Genomic DNA, 15,237 nt, shown 5'->3' with positions numbered 1-15,237 from the left:
AGCGGGGCACTAAAATGAAGACGTTTCAAAAGGCGATGATCCTCGGGACAGGTCTGCTTCTGGCAGCTTGTTCCAGCCCGGACCGGTTCGGGGACAGCACTGTCGATCTCAACGGCACAGGGGCCAATTCGGGCGTGATTGCGGGCTCGGCATCGGATCCGACTTCGCCCGCCTATTTCAGCCAGACAGTCGGGGACCGCGTCCTCTTTCCCGTCGATCAGCACACGCTGACCTCGACCGCACAGCAGACGCTCAACGGTCAGGCACAATGGCTGCTGCGCAACACCGATTATGACGCGCTGATCGAAGGTCACGCGGATGAGCAGGGCACGCGCGAATACAACCTCGCGCTTGGTGCGCGGCGGGCCAATTCGGTCCAGGAATACCTGATCAGCCAAGGCGTGCCGTCGACCCGTCTCAAGGTGATCAGCTATGGCAAGGAGCGCCCGATCGAGATTTGCAGCGAAGAAAGCTGCTATGCGCAAAACCGGCGGTCGGTCACGGTGATTTCGGCCGGCGCGGGCGTCTAAGCCGAACGGGAGATTGAGAAATGCGGTATTGGACTATCCTGTCATGTGTCGTCCTGATGGCGATGCCTGTGGCGGTCGGGGCGCAGTCCCGGACTGAAACACTGGCCGATATTCGGCAAGAGCTTACCGTGCTGCATGTCGAAATCCAGAAGCTGAAGCGCGAGCTGAGCACGACCGGCGGGGCGGCCACCGCCACCGGCGGCGGCTCGGTCATCGCGCGCGTCAACGCCATCGAGAGCGAGCTGCAGCGGCTCACGGCCAACACCGAAGAGCTCGAGCTGCACATCAACCGCGTGGTCAGCGACGGCACCAACCGGATCGGCGATCTCGAGTTTCGTTTGGTCGAGCTTGAGGGCGGCGACGTGAGCAAGCTCGGCGAAACCTCGACCTTGGGCGGTGAGGCCATCCAAGGCAGCACCGGCGGGGCGGCAGCGCTTGGTGGCGGCACGGCTGCCACCGGCGAGGCACAGACCGAGCTCGCCATCGGCGAACAGTCCGATTTCGATCGGGCCAAGGCCGAGCTCGATGCTGGCAACACGGCCAAGGCGGCCGAGCTGTTCTCGGCCTTTCAGACGGCCTATCCCGGCGGTCCGCTCAGCGGGCAGGCGGGAGTCTTGCGTGGGCAGGCACTTGAGGCCGAAGGCGATCTGACCGGGGCCGCACGGGCCTATCTCGACACCTTCTCGGCGGATCGAGAGGGCCCGGCCGCCTCGACGGCACTCTACCGTCTCGGGCGCACATTGGGACGGATTGGCCAGACCAATGAGGCCTGTGTCACCCTGACCGAAGTGGGGGAACGTTACCCCGGATCGCCCGCCGTGGCCGAGGCGCAGGGGACGATGGCCGAACTGGGCTGTTCATGAGCCACCCTCAGGCGTTGCTTTGCGACGCGTTAGAGGCCCATTTTTCCAAGAGTTCTCCCGCCCGGATGGCTGTCGCCGTTTCGGGCGGAAGCGATTCCACCGCGCTATTGCTTGGGCTGAAGGACTGGGCCCAAGGGCGCGAGGTCTCCCTCTATGCGGTCACCGTGGATCATGGGTTGCGGGCGGCAGCGGCCCACGAGGCGGAAGCGGTGGCGCAGCTTTGTGCCGAGCTCGCTCTGCCGCATCACTGTCTTGAGTGGCAGGGCTGGGACGGGCAGGGCAACCTGTCTGATGCGGCCCGCCGGGCGCGATATGATCTGATGGCCGACTGGGCGCTAAGCCACGATATTCACGATCTCGTCTTGGGGCACACCCAGAATGATCAGGCGGAGACCCTCGTCATGCGTTTGGCGCGCGGGGCGGGGCTCGACGGGCTGGCCGGCATGGGCGCGCGGACCGCACGTGGTGCGATGACCCTGCACCGGCCTCTCTTGGGCGTTTCGCGCGAAAGCCTTCGGGCCTATTTGCGGCGGCGAGATATCGGTTGGGCCGATGACCCGAGCAATGAGGATCCTCAATACGCCCGGGTGCGGACACGTGCGGCATTGTCCGCGCTGGAGAGCGCAGGCGTCGAGGTCGAGGCCTTAGCCAAGGTGGCGGGCTATCTGCGGGAGGCGCGCGCGACCATCGGCCATGTGGCGCAAGAGGCCGCAGAGCGGTTGGTGCAATTCGATGCAGGCGATCTGGTCATCGACGCGCAGGCATGGGGTGAGGAACGCAGGGACATCCAAAGGCGCATCTTGCAAGCGGCGCTGCGTTGGGTCTCTGGCCATGGCTATCCAGCGCGCGGCGCGGCGGTCGAGGCACTGCTCGAGGCGCTGCAGCGCGAGGAGGCGATGACATTGCATGGCTGCCGCAACATCCCGCGTCGTGATTACATTCGGATCACCCGGGAATGGGCCGCTGTGGCGGATCTCGAAGCCTGTCCGGGGACGCTCTGGGATGGTCGCTGGCAGGTCTCCGGCCCGTTTGAGCCAGAGGATCGCATCCGCGCGCTGGGAGAGGCCTCGCTGTCGCTCTGTCCTGACCGGCGACAGGCAGGCTATCCCGCGGCGAGCCTGATCGCGTCGCCCGCCGTCTGGCGCGACGGGCAGCTCATCGCGGCGCCCTTGGCCGGGCTGGGGCAATCTGAGGGATGGTCGGCGGAATGCCTCCGGTCGCGACGGGATTTGAATGACACGCTTCTGTCGCATTGAACAACCCGGCAGGATTGCTATTTAAGACCTATGCCCCCTGTGCTAGATGCGGGGCCGACATATGTTTTGGGGAGATTTGCCTTGGGCAATGCACGCACGATCGCCTTCTGGCTGGTTCTGTTCCTGCTGGTAGTGGCGCTGTTCAACCTGTTCAGCGGTACCGGAAGTACACTTCAGAGCAAGCCTCTGGCCTATTCCGAGTTTGTCTCGGCGGTCAATGAAGGCACCGTTAGCGAAGTCACGCTCGATGGTGAGACCGTGCGCTTTCAGGATAATGCTGGCGTCAACTACATGACGATCAAGCCGGAAGATGCCGAAGTGACCAAGCTTCTCATCGAAAAGGGCATCCCCGTTCAGGCCGAAAGCCAGGAACAATCCGGGTTCCAGGCCTTCCTTCTGACGCTTGCCCCCTTCCTTCTGCTGATCGCGGTCTGGGTCTATTTCATGAACCGGATGCAGGGCGGCGGCAAAGGCGGCGCGATGGGCTTTGGCAAGTCCAAGGCCAAGATGCTCACCGAGAAACATGGCCGCGTGACCTTTGACGATGTGGCCGGGATCGATGAGGCCAAGGAAGAGCTCGAAGAGATCGTCGAGTTTCTCCGCAATCCGCAGAAATTCAGCCGTCTTGGCGGGCAAATCCCCAAAGGCGCGCTGCTGGTGGGCCCTCCGGGCACCGGTAAGACGCTTCTGGCGCGGGCGATTGCGGGCGAGGCGGGTGTGCCCTTCTTCACCATCTCGGGCTCTGACTTTGTCGAGATGTTCGTCGGTGTCGGCGCGAGCCGTGTCCGCGACATGTTCGAACAGGCCAAGAAGAACGCGCCTTGCATCGTTTTCATCGATGAGATCGACGCCGTGGGGCGCCATCGTGGCGCGGGCTATGGCGGCGGCAATGACGAGCGTGAACAGACGCTCAACCAGCTGCTGGTCGAAATGGACGGGTTCGAGGCCAATGAAGGCGTGATCATCATCGCGGCCACCAACCGCAAGGATGTGCTGGACCCGGCGCTGCTGCGTCCCGGCCGGTTTGACCGTCAGGTCACCGTGCCCAATCCCGACATCAAGGGTCGCGAGAAGATCCTCGGCGTGCATGCCCGCAAGACGCCGCTCGGCCCCGATGTCGATCTGCGCATCATCGCGCGCGGCACGCCCGGCTTCTCGGGCGCGGATCTGGCCAACCTCGTAAACGAGGCGGCGCTCATGGCGGCGCGGATCGGGCGGCGGTTTGTCACCATGGACGATTTCGAGATGGCCAAGGACAAGGTCATGATGGGGGCCGAACGGCGGTCGATGGTTCTCACGCAGGACCAGAAGGAAAAGACCGCTTATCACGAGGCTGGTCATGCCATCGTCGGTCTGAAACTGCCGAAATGCGATCCGGTCTATAAGGCGACGATCATCCCGCGCGGCGGCGCTCTGGGTATGGTGATGAGCCTGCCGGAGATCGACAAGCTGCAGATGTTCAAAGACGAGCTGCATCAGCGCATTGCTATGACCATGGCGGGCAAGGCGGCCGAGATTTTCAAATACGGTGCCGACAGCGTGTCGTCGGGCCCGGTGGGCGATATTCAACAGGCGAGCCAGCTCGCCCGGGCCATGGTGCTGCGCTATGGCATGTCGGACAAGGTCGGCAATGTCGATTATGCCGAAGCCCATGAAGGTTATAGCGGCAACACTGCCGGTCTCTCGGTTTCGGCCCATACCAAGGAGCTGATCGAGCAAGAGGTGAAGAAATTCATCGATGACGGCTATGACATTGCGTTCAAGATCATCTCGGAAAACGAGGAAGAGTTCGAGCGTCTGGCGCAGGGCCTTCTCGAATACGAGACGCTGACCGGCGAAGAGATCAAGCGCGTGATGCGCGGGGAGCCGCCGCATCTCAGCGATGACGAGGATGACGGATCGGACGAAGGCAATGCGCCCTCGGTCACCGCGATCCCGAAAACCAAGCCGAAAACCCCGCGTGGCGGTGACGGCGGTCTCGAGCCCGAGCCCTCTGCGTGAGCGGTATGGCCAATAGCCCTGACTGGAATCCCGGTGCCTATGAACGGTTCCGGGATCTCCGCTTGCGCCCGGGGCTGGATCTGCTGAACGCGGTGGGCCAGATGGCCGCCGGGGATGTCATTGATCTGGGCTGTGGTAATGGTCAGCTTGGCCCCGCTCTCAAGGCGCGGGCAGAGGGCCGATCGATCGTCGGGGTCGATGCCTCGCCCGCGATGCTTGAAAAGGCCCGCACCGCGAGCTGTTACGCCAGCCTGCAGCAGGCCGATATCCGGGATTGGCATCCGCGCCGTGCGCCGGGGCTGATCTTTTCCAATGCGGCGCTGCATTGGGTGGGCGAGCATGAAAAGCTCTTGCCGCGTCTGGCGCAGATGCTTGCGAAGGGCGGCACGCTGGCGGTGCAGATGCCGCATCAGAACAAGGCACCCTCGCATCGCGTGTGGCTGTCGCTGAGCGAAGAGATGTTCCCCAACCGGATCGAGAAGATGGGCACGCCGGGGGTCATGGCACCGCAGAAATATGACGAGCTGCTGGCGCCGATGGGCCGGTTCCGCCTTTGGGAAACCGAGTATTATCAACGCCTCGTGGCCGAAAAAGGCAGCCATCCCGTGCGCCGCTATACCGAGAGCACCTATGCGCGCCCCGTTCTCAACGCGCTGGAGGCCGATGAAAAGGCCGAATTGATCCGCCGCTATGAAGAGGCGATGCAGGTGGCCTATCCGGTGCGCGCCGATGGGTCGGTGCTCTTTCCCTTCCGGCGGCTGTTCTTCACGCTCACGGTCTAATGACCCAAGTATATTTCTGATGAAGGCGGCGCAGTTTGCGCCGCTTTTGCGTTGACCTGATCACATCGGGCGGGAAGGTTGGCGGCAGTTCCTTTGTCACCGGAGATGCCTATGCCCGCCCTTGCCGCCACCGACTTTATCGCCCGTATCACTTGGCTCGGCTGTGTCGACCGCCCCGAGAGCGACGGCGTGCGCGCCAGCCCGGTTCAAGAGATCGAGGCGCGCTATGGCGGCGACACCCGGGGCCGTCACTGGGGCGAAACCCGGCCCTCCTGTGTGCGGGTCAAGGATATGCACCCGCGCGGCACGGACATTCGCAATGTGCGTCAGTTCTCGATCCTGTCTGCCGAAGAGGTCGCGGCGATCAGCGAGACGATGGGCGGAGAGGAGCTCGACCCGCAATGGCTCGGCGTGTCGATCCTGATCGAAGGTATCCCTGATTTCACCCATGTGCCGCCGTCGTCGCGGCTGCAGGGCGAAGATGGCGTCACCTTGGTGATCGATATGGAGAACCGCCCCTGTCAGCTCCCTGCGCGCGAGATTGAGGCAGCGCGTCCCGGTGAGGGCAAGACCTTCCTGCCAGCTGCCCGCGGTCGGCGCGGGGTGACGGCCTGGGTCGAACGCGAGGGGCGGCTTCGGGTCGGTGATGCGCTGCGGCTTTTCATCCCCGATCAGCGAGTCTGGGCGCCGCTCGACGGGGTGCTCAGCGCCGAGGCCAAGCGCTGGTAAGCGATCAAATTGTTTCCGAAGGGAAACGATTTCAGCCGCTATCGCCGCAACCAAGGTGATATATGTCGGAAAACCGTGCTGGAACCCAAGGCAGACTCGCTATCAGACGCCAGAGAGACATCGGCCTTGGCCAAAGAAGGGGACCAGCATGGGTTACAAAACCGACATCGAAATCGCACGCGAGGCGAATAAAAAACCGATCCAAGAGATCGGCGACAAGCTTGGCATTCCGTCCGAGCATCTGCTGCCCTATGGCCATGACAAGGCCAAGGTCAGCCAGGATTTCATCAACTCCGTTCAGGACCGCAAGAACGGCAAGCTGATCCTCGTGACCGCGATCAACCCGACCCCGGCGGGCGAAGGTAAGACGACCACCACCGTGGGTCTGGGCGACGGCCTGAACCACATCGGCAAGAAAGCGATGATCTGCATCCGCGAAGCGTCGCTCGGGCCGAACTTTGGTATGAAGGGTGGCGCGGCCGGTGGCGGCTATGCGCAGGTCGTTCCGATGGAAGAGATGAACCTGCATTTCACGGGTGACTTCCACGCCATCACCAGCGCGCATTCGCTGCTGTCGGCGATGATCGACAACCACATCTACTGGGGCAACGAGCTCGAGATCGACGTGCGTCGGGTGCAATGGCGTCGCGTTGTCGACATGAACGACCGCGCCCTGCGTCAGATCAACGTGTCGCTCGGCGGCGTGGCCAACGGCTTCCCGCGCGAAGGCGGCTTTGACATCACCGTGGCTTCCGAAGTCATGGCGATCCTCTGCCTCGCCAACGACCTGAAGGATCTCGAGCGTCGTCTCGGCGACATGATCGTGGCCTACCGCCGTGACCGTACCCCCGTGTTCGCCCGCGATATCAAGGCCGAAGGCGCAATGACCGTCCTGCTCAAGGACGCGATGCAGCCCAACCTCGTGCAGACGCTCGAAAACAACCCGGCCTTCGTGCATGGTGGCCCCTTCGCCAACATCGCGCATGGCTGTAACTCGGTCATCGCCACCACCACGGCGCTGAAACTGGCCGATTACGTTGTGACAGAGGCAGGCTTTGGCGCCGACCTCGGTGCTGAAAAGTTCATGAACATCAAGTGCCGCAAGGCCGGTATCGCACCGTCTGCCGTGGTTCTCGTGGCCACCGTCCGCGCGATGAAGATGAACGGCGGCGTGGCCAAGGCCGATCTTGGCGCTGAGAATGTCGAAGCGGTCAAGAAGGGCTGTCCGAACCTCGGTCGTCACATCGAGAACGTCAAATCCTTCGGTGTGCCGGTGGTCGTGGCGATCAACCATTTCGTCACCGACACCGACGCCGAGATCCAGGCCGTCAAGGATTTCGTCAAGGCGCATGGCGCCGAGGCCGTCCTGTCGCGTCACTGGGAACTGGGCTCGGAAGGTTCTGCCGATCTGGCACGCAAGGTTGTCGAAGTCGCAGATGCGGGCAATGCCAACTTCTCGCCGATCTATGACGACGACATGCCGCTCTTCGAGAAGATCGAAACCATCGCCAAGCGCATCTATCGTGCCGACGAGGTTCTGGCCGACAAGAAGATCCGCGATCAGCTCAAGCTCTGGGAAGAGCAGGGCTATGGCAAGCTGCCGATCTGTATGGCCAAGACGCAGTACAGCTTCTCGACCGATCCGAACCTGCGTGGCGCGCCCACCGGCCATTCGGTTCCGGTGCGCGAAGTGCGCCTCTCGGCGGGTGCCGGTTTCGTCGTGGTTGTCTGCGGTGAGATCATGACCATGCCCGGCCTGCCGCGCGTCCCCTCTGCCGAGGCGATCCGCCTCAACGACGCGGGGCAGATCGAAGGCCTCTTCTGATGCCGCGATCCTTCGGCTGACATACCGACCTCCCTGTCGCCCTCGTGGCGGCAGGGAGATTGTCATTGCGACGCCGGATTTATGGAACTTCTCCTCAGGCGGGTCGCGCCTGAGGTCACACAGCGAACAGAGTACACGGCGGTCACGCGCCGCAAGGAGAGTTTGAAATGACAGCCAAGATCATCGACGGCAAAGCCTTCGCCGCCACCATTCGCGAAAAGGTCGCGGGCCATGTGGCGCGGCTCAAGGAAGAGCATGGGATCACCCCCGGTCTGGCGGTGGTTCTGGTGGGCGAAGATCCGGCCAGCCAGGTCTATGTCCGCTCGAAGGGCAAACAGACCGTCGAAGTGGGCATGAACTCTTTCGAGCACAAGCTCGACGCCGACACGTCCGAGGCCGATCTGCTGGCCCTGATCGACACGCTCAACAAGGATGACAGCGTGCATGGCATCCTTGTGCAACTGCCGCTGCCCAAGCATCTGGATGAAGATCTGGTGATCAACTCGATCAGCCCGGAAAAGGATGTGGACGGCTTTCACATCTCGAACGTTGGCCTGCTCGGCACCGGGCAAAAGAGCATGGTCCCCTGCACGCCGCTGGGCAGCCTGATGATGCTCCGCGATCACCACGGGTCGCTCTCGGGGATGAATGCGGTGGTGATTGGCCGCTCGAACATCGTGGGCAAACCGATGGCACAGCTTCTGCTGGGCGACAGCTGCACCGTGACCATCGCCCATAGCCGGACCAAGGATCTGGCAGAGGTGGTGCGCCGCGCCGATATCGTCGTGGCCGCCGTTGGCCGCCCTGAAATGGTGCCGGGTGACTGGATCAAGGAAGGCGCCACCGTGATCGACGTGGGCATCAACCGGATCGAGCGTGACGGCAAGAATGTCCTCGTGGGCGATGTCGATTTCGCAAGCGCCAAAGAGGTGGCCGGGGCGATCACGCCGGTGCCGGGTGGTGTCGGGCCGATGACCATTGCCTGCCTGCTGGCCAATACGGTCACCGCGTGCTGCCGGTCAAATGACCTGTCCGAGCCCGAAGGGCTCACCGCCTGAACAATCCCGACTTGAATTGAGACGTCTTAGAACCCCGGTGCGCGCATCGGGGTTTTACTTTGGCAGGATCGGAACCAGCGTGCCGAGCATGGTGGCCACATGGGTTTCCTGGCCCTCGGTCACGCCAAAGATATCGGCCTGCGCGATGACCAGCCGGCGGCCCGGCTTGATGACCTTGCCGCGCGCCACCAAAACATCGCCACGCCCCGGGGCGAGCAGGTGGATCTTCATCTCGGAGGTGAGCACCTCAGCCTCTTCGGGCATGATGCTGAGCGCGGCATAGCCCGCCGCGCTGTCACCTATCGAAAAAGTGAGTCCGGCATGGGCAAAGCCGTGCTGCTGCTGGCTGCCTTCGAGGATCGGGCAGGTAATTTCGATTTCCCCCTTGGAAACCCGGCTCAGCTGTGCGCCCAATGTCGCCATGAGGGATTGCGACGCAAAGCTGCGTTGGATCTTGCTGATCTGCGATGGGGACCAGCCTTCTGAATTTCCCATTTTTGTTTTCCCGCCAATCGATTGATAAGCTCTTTTACCGTCCAAACTGACAGAAGTCCTTGTCGTGTCTACGAAAAATATACAATTGCCTGTCAGGGTTGTAATGTCCGAGAAAGAGGTTCGCTTTGAGTTTACCAACCCGAGATCATGTCAGAAACGTCTTCGCACAGATCTTCGGCAGCTTGTCGTCGCCGTTAACGGTGAGCCTATGGGTCAGTCTGATTTTGGTGACCTGGGCTGCCGGTCCGTTTGGCACCTATATCGCCATGGAGGCGCTGCCGCGGCTGGGGTTCTGGACGGCGGTGGTCACCGTCGCGATCTTGGGCGATCACTTCGTTCGGGCGGTGACGATGGCGTTCATTCGCCCGCAGGATAAGGCCAAGTTTGAACTGGTCGCTGTGACACTGGGACTGATGCTGTTCGGTCCTTTCGTATGGTGGGTTGGGGCGTTTCTTGCCAATCTCAACGGCAATCCCGCACCATCGTTCTTCGTGGCGGTCATGTATGTGCTGCTGGTCTGTATGGTTCTCGTCCTCCTGCGCCGCCTCACACCGGAGTTCCGCCGTCCGTCCCAGCGTGGTGACCGTTATCCCGGCAAGATCGAACTTCCGGAACCGCGGCTCATGCAGCGGCTTCCCGAAGAGTTGCGCGGTCAGATCCTGCGCCTGTCTGCCGATGGGCATTTTGTAGAGGTGGTGACGGAACATGGCAGCCACCGCCTGCGCATGCGATTCATCGACGCGATTGGGGAAACCGATCCGCAAGAGGGCTATTGCGCCCATAGGTCGCATTGGGTGACCCGTGCGGCCATTCAGGAGGTGTTGAAACCCACACCTCACAAAATTGTGATCCGCCTCACCAATGGCGATGAAATCCCGGTTGGACGCAAATACAAACCGGATCTCGAAGCGGCGGGCATCCTCTAGCCGCTAGGCGCGCCCCATGGGCAGGCAGAGCGCCCGCGCCCCGGTGAGCACCGCGATGGCATCGGGTGACATGAGGCGGGCGAGCACGGGATCGGAACAGCGCAGGCCGCCGGTATAGGTGCCAAAGGCGGGCAGGATCACCCGCGTCGCATCAATCAGGAAGGCCGGGCGCGACATGGCCCGCCCCTTGCTCCGTACCGTGGCCTTTGGGTGATAATGGCCCGATATTTCACCCGAGCCTTGCGGGGTGGCATTATGGGTAAACCGCAGCGCGCCGATCGCCAGATTCGGCATATGCTCCCCTGCAGGACCGAGGGGCCCGGGATCGTGATTGCCCTCGATCCAAATCCAACGTCGTCCGTTTTGCAGGGCTCTAAGCGTCTCAGCATCGGGGTCGCTCAGCTCTCGCGCCGCCTCGGGATCGTCGAAACTGTCGCCGAGACAGATGACCGTGCGGGGCGCGGTATGGCCGAGCACCGCCCCCAGCCGCGCCAGCGTGTCGCGCGTCTCATAGGGCGGCAGCGTCGCCTGACCGAGCCGCCCGCGCCGCGCCGCCTTGCCGAGATGCAGGTCCGAGACACAGAGCACATCCTGCGCAGGCCAATAGAGCGCGCCGCTGGCCAGCGCGATGAGATCGGTTCCCGCCAAGGTGAATGCATGCCCGTTCATGCAATGTTCTTTGGCTGGCCTGCGCGGAAATTGCAAGAGATCGGATGCGCGCTCCGGCAGGCAAGGATCAGAGCGCATCCAGCCCAGCCTCGGCCAAGAGCCGCGTGGTCTCTTTGCCGAGCAGCCGCTCTTCGGCGGCGCCTTTGATCGGCACCTTGCCCACTTCGAGAAGCAAGGGCGCGGCAAAGGGCGAAATCCGGTCGAGACGCAGCAGATCGATCCGCCCTGCAACCCGCTCGGCCATCTCTTCGATCCGGGCAAAATCTACAAGGCCGCGCATCGCCTCGTCCCTCGTGATCCGCAACAGCAAATGGTCGGGGTCGTATTTCACCAATGTATCATAGAGGATATCCGACGACATGGTGGCCTGCCGCCCGTTCTTGCGATTGCCGGGCATGTTGCGGGTGATGAGCCCGGCAATGGTGGCCGCCCCGCGAAAGCTCCGCTTCATCACCGCGTTGCCCATCAGCCAATGGTCGAGACCGTCGCGCAGAGAGGCAATGTCGAGCAGCGGCGTGGCATCGGTCAGCGGCTCGAGCCCCCAGATCAGCGTCGCGTAATCCGTGGCCACGAACCCCAGCGGATCAAGGCCCAGGTCCTCCATCCTCTTGGTCAGCAAAAGCCCCAGTGTTTGCTGCGCATTGCGCCCGGCAAAGCCGTAGACACAGGCATGTTCGCGCCCGTCATGGGGAAAGCTCTCGATCAGCAATCGACCGGGCTCGGGCAGGCGGGACATCTCGCGCTGCAACCGGAGCCAGTCTTGGCTATATCCCGGCAGATCGGGCCAACTGTCTTGTTGCAGCATGGTCAGGATACGCTGACTGAGCTGCGAGGAGGTGGCGAATTTCGTGCCGCCAAACACCGCCAGCCGGGGTTTGCGCGCGGCATCTGGCGAGACCTCGACCACCATCTCGCGTAGCCCCTCATAGCGCACGATCTGACCGCCGATGAGAAAGGTATCTCCGGGCGACAGCGAGGCGGCAAAGGCCTCTTCGACCTCGCCCAGCGGCTTGCCGCCCCGGTTGCGTCTGAGCCGGACCTTAACCAGATCGGCATCCTGAATGGTGCCGATATTCATCCGGATGAGCGCGGCGCTGCGCGGGTCGCGCAGTTGCCACAGCCCGTCAGGCCGCTGCATCAGGCGACGCCATTTGTCATAGGCCCGCAGGGCATAGCCGCCGGTGGCGCAAAACGCGAGACAATCGTCAAACGTGGCGCGGCTGAGATCGGCATAGGGACCGGCGCGGGCAACCTCAGAATAGAGTGCGTCGGCGTCAAACGGGCCAGAGCAGGCTCTGATCAGGATATGCTGGCACAACACGTCGAGCGGGCCGGGACCACGCGGCGCGCCATCGAGATCGCGGGCGCGCACCGCCTCGAGCGCGGCGCGGCATTCGATCACCTCAAAGCGGTTGGCAGGGACCAGCCGGGCCTTGGAGGGCGCGTTATAGCGGTGATTGGCGCGCCCAATTCGTTGCACCAGCCGTTTGACATTCTTCGGGGCGCCGATCTGGATCACCAGATCGACATTGCCCCAATCGAGCCCAAGATCGAGACTGCCGGTGCAGACCACGGCGCGCAGCGTGCCTTCTTGCATGGCGGCTTCGACCCGCTCGCGCTGGGCACGGTCGAGACTGCCATGATGGATGCCGATGGGCAGCGCATCGTCATTGGCAAGCCACAGATTATGAAAGAAAATTTCCGCCTGCGCGCGGGTGTTGTGAAAGATCAGCGTGGTCTTGTGGGCGCGCACGGCGTCGAGCACGGCGGGGATGGCATGGGCGGCCCCGCCCCCGGCCCAGGGCGGGGCGGCGTCGACGTCGAGCATGGCGATATCGGGATCGGGGCCGGGATCGGCCAGGAGGATCTCGCAGGGCGCGGGATGCGGCGCGAGGAAGCGGGCGAGCGCGGGCGGGTCCTCGACCGTGGCGGAAAGACCGACGCGGCGCAGACCGGGGCAGAGCGTCTCGAGCCGCGATAGGGCCAACATGAGCTGATCGCCGCGCTTGGACTCGGCCAGCGCATGGGCCTCGTCGATGACCACCCGCTGCAACCCGGCAAAGATGCGCGGCGCGTCCTCGTAGGAGGTCAAGAGCGCAAGGCTTTCGGGCGTGGTCAGCAGGATATGGGGCGGGTCGGCGCGCTGGCGGCGCTTCTGGGTGTAGGAGGTGTCGCCGGTGCGGTCCTCGATCCGGATGTTGAGCCCCATCTCTTGGGCCGGGCGGCGCAGGTTGCGGCGGATATCGGCGGCGAGCGCCTTGAGAGGCGAGATATAGAGCGTGTGCAACCCGGGGGCGGGATCGGGGCCAAGTTCAACCAGTGTCGGCAAAAATCCGGCCAGCGTCTTGCCGCCGCCGGTGGGCGCGACAAGCAGCAGCGCGGCGGCGTCGGCGCGGGCGAGCATGTCGCGCTGATGCGGGTGGAGGGTCCAGCCACGGGCGGTGAAGAAGGTGGAAAAGGGCGGCGCGAGCTCGGTCATGCCGAGATATGTAATGCGCCGCCCGGTGATTTTCTTGCAAAAACTGCCGCGCGATCAGCGCACGATGGCCTCGTCCTTGACGAACATGTTGGCCCAGGCCCGGTCGATCAGGTCCGGCGACATCTGATTGGGGATGCCCTCGAATTCGCAGATCGAAATCATCTGGTCGATGAGGAAGACCGGCTGATAGTTGGCATAGACATTGTTGATCGTCGGGTACTTCTTTTTCAGCAGATGCACGAGGGCGGGTTCGCTCAGCGGCATCTTCTTTTTCTTGGCGACCATGGCGAAAATCTTGAGGAAATCCGCCTGGTTAGGCCCGTCGATCTTGATCTTGTAGAAGATCCGGCGGAGCGCGGCTTGGTCAAAGATTTCATTGGGATGGAAGTTGGTCGAGAAGATCGCCAGCGTGTCGAAAGGCACTTCGAATTTCTCGCCCGATTGCAGGGCGAGGATGTCCTTGCTCTCTTCGAGCGGGACGATCCAGCGGTTGACGAGGTTCTGCGGCGGTTCGGCCTGACGGCCAAGGTCGTCGACGATGAAGATGCCGCCGGTGGCCTTGAGCTGCAGCGGGGCCTGATAGGTGCGGGCGGTGGGGTTGTAGACGAGGTCGAGCATGTCGAGCGTCAGCTCCCCGCCGGTGATCACGGTGGGCCGTTCGCAGCGCACATAGCGCGTGTCGAAGGTGCGGCGGCGGCGGAGCGAGTTCGGGTCGTCGGTCTCGACCTCGGCCTTGGAATGCACGATCGGGTCATAGACGGTGATCACCTGGCCGGAATATTCGATGGCGCGGGGGACATAGATCTTGTCGCCCATAGCGTCACGTATGCCGTTGGAAATACTCGATTTACCGTTGCCCGGCGGGCCGTACATCAGGATCGAGCGACCGGCGGAGACCGCCGGGCCGAGCTGATCGAGCAGGTTGTTGGGCAGCACGAGATGGCCCATCGCCGAGGTCAGTTCCTGCCGAGTGATCTGAATGCTGCGGATGGATTGGCGTTTGATCTGTTCGGAATAGACCGAGAGGGGGACGGGCATGGCGCCGAAATATTCGGACTGGGCGAGAGCGTCGAGGGCGCGTTGCTTGCCGGCGTCGGTGAGCTGATAGCCCATCTCGTTGCCGGAGTTGGCATTGAGCGTGCCGGTGGCTTCGAGAAGCAGCTGCGTGCGGGCCATGTCGACCAGTTCCTGGGTCACGGCACGGGGCAGGCAGATCGCCTCGGAGATGTCGGTCACGAGGTCTAAGTTCTTGCGAAACATGGTTTTTAGCAAGATGTCCCGCATCATCACGACGGGGATACGCATCTCTTCGATACGGTTGGGCGGCGGGGGGGGCTGCACGCCTTGCTGGGTGACTTCCATATTCATGATTGGGGTTCCATGACCTGTCCGAACTCGGCTCCGGTATGCCTGCAAAATGAGGACATATTAAGGAAGCCGTTGGGCCGGGGAGGGGCGGCAGAGGGTAAAATGGCGGGTCGGTACCACGTCGGTATTGCGACGGTAAAACGACAGTGGCGAAATCCGCCAAAAGCACGCCCGCGGCACAGGAAAAACCCGCCGATATGGCGGGTCGGTATCCTGTCGGTATGGCGGCGGTAAAGCGGCTGTGGTGGATTTCGCC

At 62.9% G+C, this 15,237-nt stretch carries 13 protein-coding genes; 9 read left to right on the top strand and 4 right to left on the bottom strand.

Annotation, left to right across the window (positions count from 1 at the left end; translation table 11 throughout):
• Window positions 1-14 precede the first annotated feature (14 nt).
• The 8 genes from pal to folD all read left to right on the top strand — a co-directional run bounded on the left by pal (window position 15) and on the right by folD (window position 9,044).
• Window positions 15-530, top strand: coding sequence for a peptidoglycan-associated lipoprotein Pal (gene pal / locus ISM_RS03265; RefSeq protein WP_040618272.1), 516 nt, complete (start codon window positions 15-17; stop codon window positions 528-530).
• Between the two features lie 20 nt (window positions 531-550).
• The gene (locus tag ISM_RS03260) at window positions 551-1,393 is read left to right on the top strand and encodes a tetratricopeptide repeat protein (RefSeq protein WP_040617810.1); all 843 of its coding nucleotides are present in this window, start codon (window positions 551-553) and stop codon (window positions 1,391-1,393) included.
• 65 nt (window positions 1,394-1,458) lie between these two features.
• Window positions 1,459-2,649, top strand: a complete 1,191-nt coding sequence (gene tilS, locus ISM_RS03255) for a tRNA lysidine(34) synthetase TilS (RefSeq protein WP_009812681.1) — start codon at window positions 1,459-1,461, stop codon at window positions 2,647-2,649.
• Window positions 2,650-2,730: 81 nt separating this feature from the next.
• Entirely contained in the window at window positions 2,731-4,650 is a 1,920-nt protein-coding gene (gene ftsH, locus ISM_RS03250; RefSeq protein ID WP_009812680.1) for an ATP-dependent zinc metalloprotease FtsH, read from the top strand.
• A gap of 5 nt (window positions 4,651-4,655) precedes the next feature.
• Window positions 4,656-5,432, top strand: a complete 777-nt coding sequence (locus ISM_RS03245) for a methyltransferase domain-containing protein (RefSeq protein ID WP_009812679.1) — start codon at window positions 4,656-4,658, stop codon at window positions 5,430-5,432.
• 111 nt (window positions 5,433-5,543) lie between these two features.
• Complete coding sequence (locus ISM_RS03240) at window positions 5,544-6,161, top strand: MOSC domain-containing protein (protein WP_009812678.1); 618 nt, start codon at window positions 5,544-5,546, stop codon at window positions 6,159-6,161.
• Window positions 6,162-6,309: 148 nt separating this feature from the next.
• The gene (locus ISM_RS03235; protein ID WP_009812677.1) at window positions 6,310-7,986 is read left to right on the top strand and encodes a formate--tetrahydrofolate ligase; all 1,677 of its coding nucleotides are present in this window, start codon (window positions 6,310-6,312) and stop codon (window positions 7,984-7,986) included.
• A gap of 167 nt (window positions 7,987-8,153) precedes the next feature.
• Complete coding sequence (gene folD / locus ISM_RS03230; RefSeq protein ID WP_009812676.1) at window positions 8,154-9,044, top strand: bifunctional methylenetetrahydrofolate dehydrogenase/methenyltetrahydrofolate cyclohydrolase FolD; 891 nt, start codon at window positions 8,154-8,156, stop codon at window positions 9,042-9,044.
• A gap of 54 nt (window positions 9,045-9,098) precedes the next feature.
• Here folD and ISM_RS03225 read toward each other — a convergent pair whose 3' ends face one another.
• Window positions 9,099-9,539: a PaaI family thioesterase gene (locus ISM_RS03225; protein ID WP_009812675.1), complete on the bottom strand. Its 441-nt coding sequence runs from the start codon at window positions 9,537-9,539 to the stop codon at window positions 9,099-9,101.
• Window positions 9,540-9,664: 125 nt separating this feature from the next.
• Here ISM_RS03225 and ISM_RS17650 point away from each other — a divergent pair, with 125 nt between their 5' ends.
• Window positions 9,665-10,465, top strand: coding sequence for a LytTR family DNA-binding domain-containing protein (locus tag ISM_RS17650; protein WP_156783299.1), 801 nt, complete (start codon window positions 9,665-9,667; stop codon window positions 10,463-10,465).
• Between the two features lie 3 nt (window positions 10,466-10,468).
• Here ISM_RS17650 and pdeM read toward each other — a convergent pair whose 3' ends face one another.
• From pdeM to ISM_RS03205, 3 genes are all read right to left on the bottom strand, one after another.
• A complete protein-coding gene (gene pdeM, locus ISM_RS03215; RefSeq protein WP_009812673.1) occupies window positions 10,469-11,134 on the bottom strand; it encodes a ligase-associated DNA damage response endonuclease PdeM in 666 nt (221 codons plus the stop codon).
• 67 nt (window positions 11,135-11,201) lie between these two features.
• Window positions 11,202-13,613: a ligase-associated DNA damage response DEXH box helicase gene (locus tag ISM_RS03210; RefSeq protein WP_009812672.1), complete on the bottom strand. Its 2,412-nt coding sequence runs from the start codon at window positions 13,611-13,613 to the stop codon at window positions 11,202-11,204.
• Between the two features lie 54 nt (window positions 13,614-13,667).
• Window positions 13,668-14,981, bottom strand: a complete 1,314-nt coding sequence (locus ISM_RS03205) for an ATPase (protein ID WP_009812671.1) — start codon at window positions 14,979-14,981, stop codon at window positions 13,668-13,670.
• Window positions 14,982-15,237 lie beyond the last annotated feature (256 nt).

Origin of the sequence: Roseovarius nubinhibens ISM (assembly GCF_000152625.1) — a bacterium.
In the GTDB taxonomy this organism is placed as follows: Bacteria; Pseudomonadota; Alphaproteobacteria; order Rhodobacterales; family Rhodobacteraceae; genus Roseovarius; species Roseovarius nubinhibens.
This window is presented reverse-complemented; position numbering and strand designations above follow the sequence as displayed.

Bases quoted from the DNA above. Each gene is read 5' to 3' on its own strand.
- pal (WP_040618272.1), top strand. From the start codon at position 15: ATGAAGACGTTTCAAAAGGCGATGATCCTCGGGACAGGTCTGCTTCTG.
- ISM_RS03260 (WP_040617810.1), top strand. From the start codon at position 551: ATGCGGTATTGGACTATCCTGTCATGTGTCGTCCTGATGGCGATGCCT.
- tilS (WP_009812681.1), top strand. From the start codon at position 1,459: ATGGCTGTCGCCGTTTCGGGCGGAAGCGATTCCACCGCGCTATTGCTT.
- ISM_RS03245 (WP_009812679.1), top strand. From the start codon at position 4,656: ATGGCCAATAGCCCTGACTGGAATCCCGGTGCCTATGAACGGTTCCGG.
- ISM_RS03240 (WP_009812678.1), top strand. From the start codon at position 5,544: ATGCCCGCCCTTGCCGCCACCGACTTTATCGCCCGTATCACTTGGCTC.
- ISM_RS03235 (WP_009812677.1), top strand. From the start codon at position 6,310: ATGGGTTACAAAACCGACATCGAAATCGCACGCGAGGCGAATAAAAAA.
- folD (WP_009812676.1), top strand. From the start codon at position 8,154: ATGACAGCCAAGATCATCGACGGCAAAGCCTTCGCCGCCACCATTCGC.
- ISM_RS03225 (WP_009812675.1), bottom strand. From the start codon at position 9,539: ATGGGAAATTCAGAAGGCTGGTCCCCATCGCAGATCAGCAAGATCCAA.
- pdeM (WP_009812673.1), bottom strand. From the start codon at position 11,134: ATGAACGGGCATGCATTCACCTTGGCGGGAACCGATCTCATCGCGCTG.
- ISM_RS03210 (WP_009812672.1), bottom strand. From the start codon at position 13,613: ATGACCGAGCTCGCGCCGCCCTTTTCCACCTTCTTCACCGCCCGTGGC.
- ISM_RS03205 (WP_009812671.1), bottom strand. From the start codon at position 14,981: ATGAATATGGAAGTCACCCAGCAAGGCGTGCAGCCCCCCCCGCCGCCC.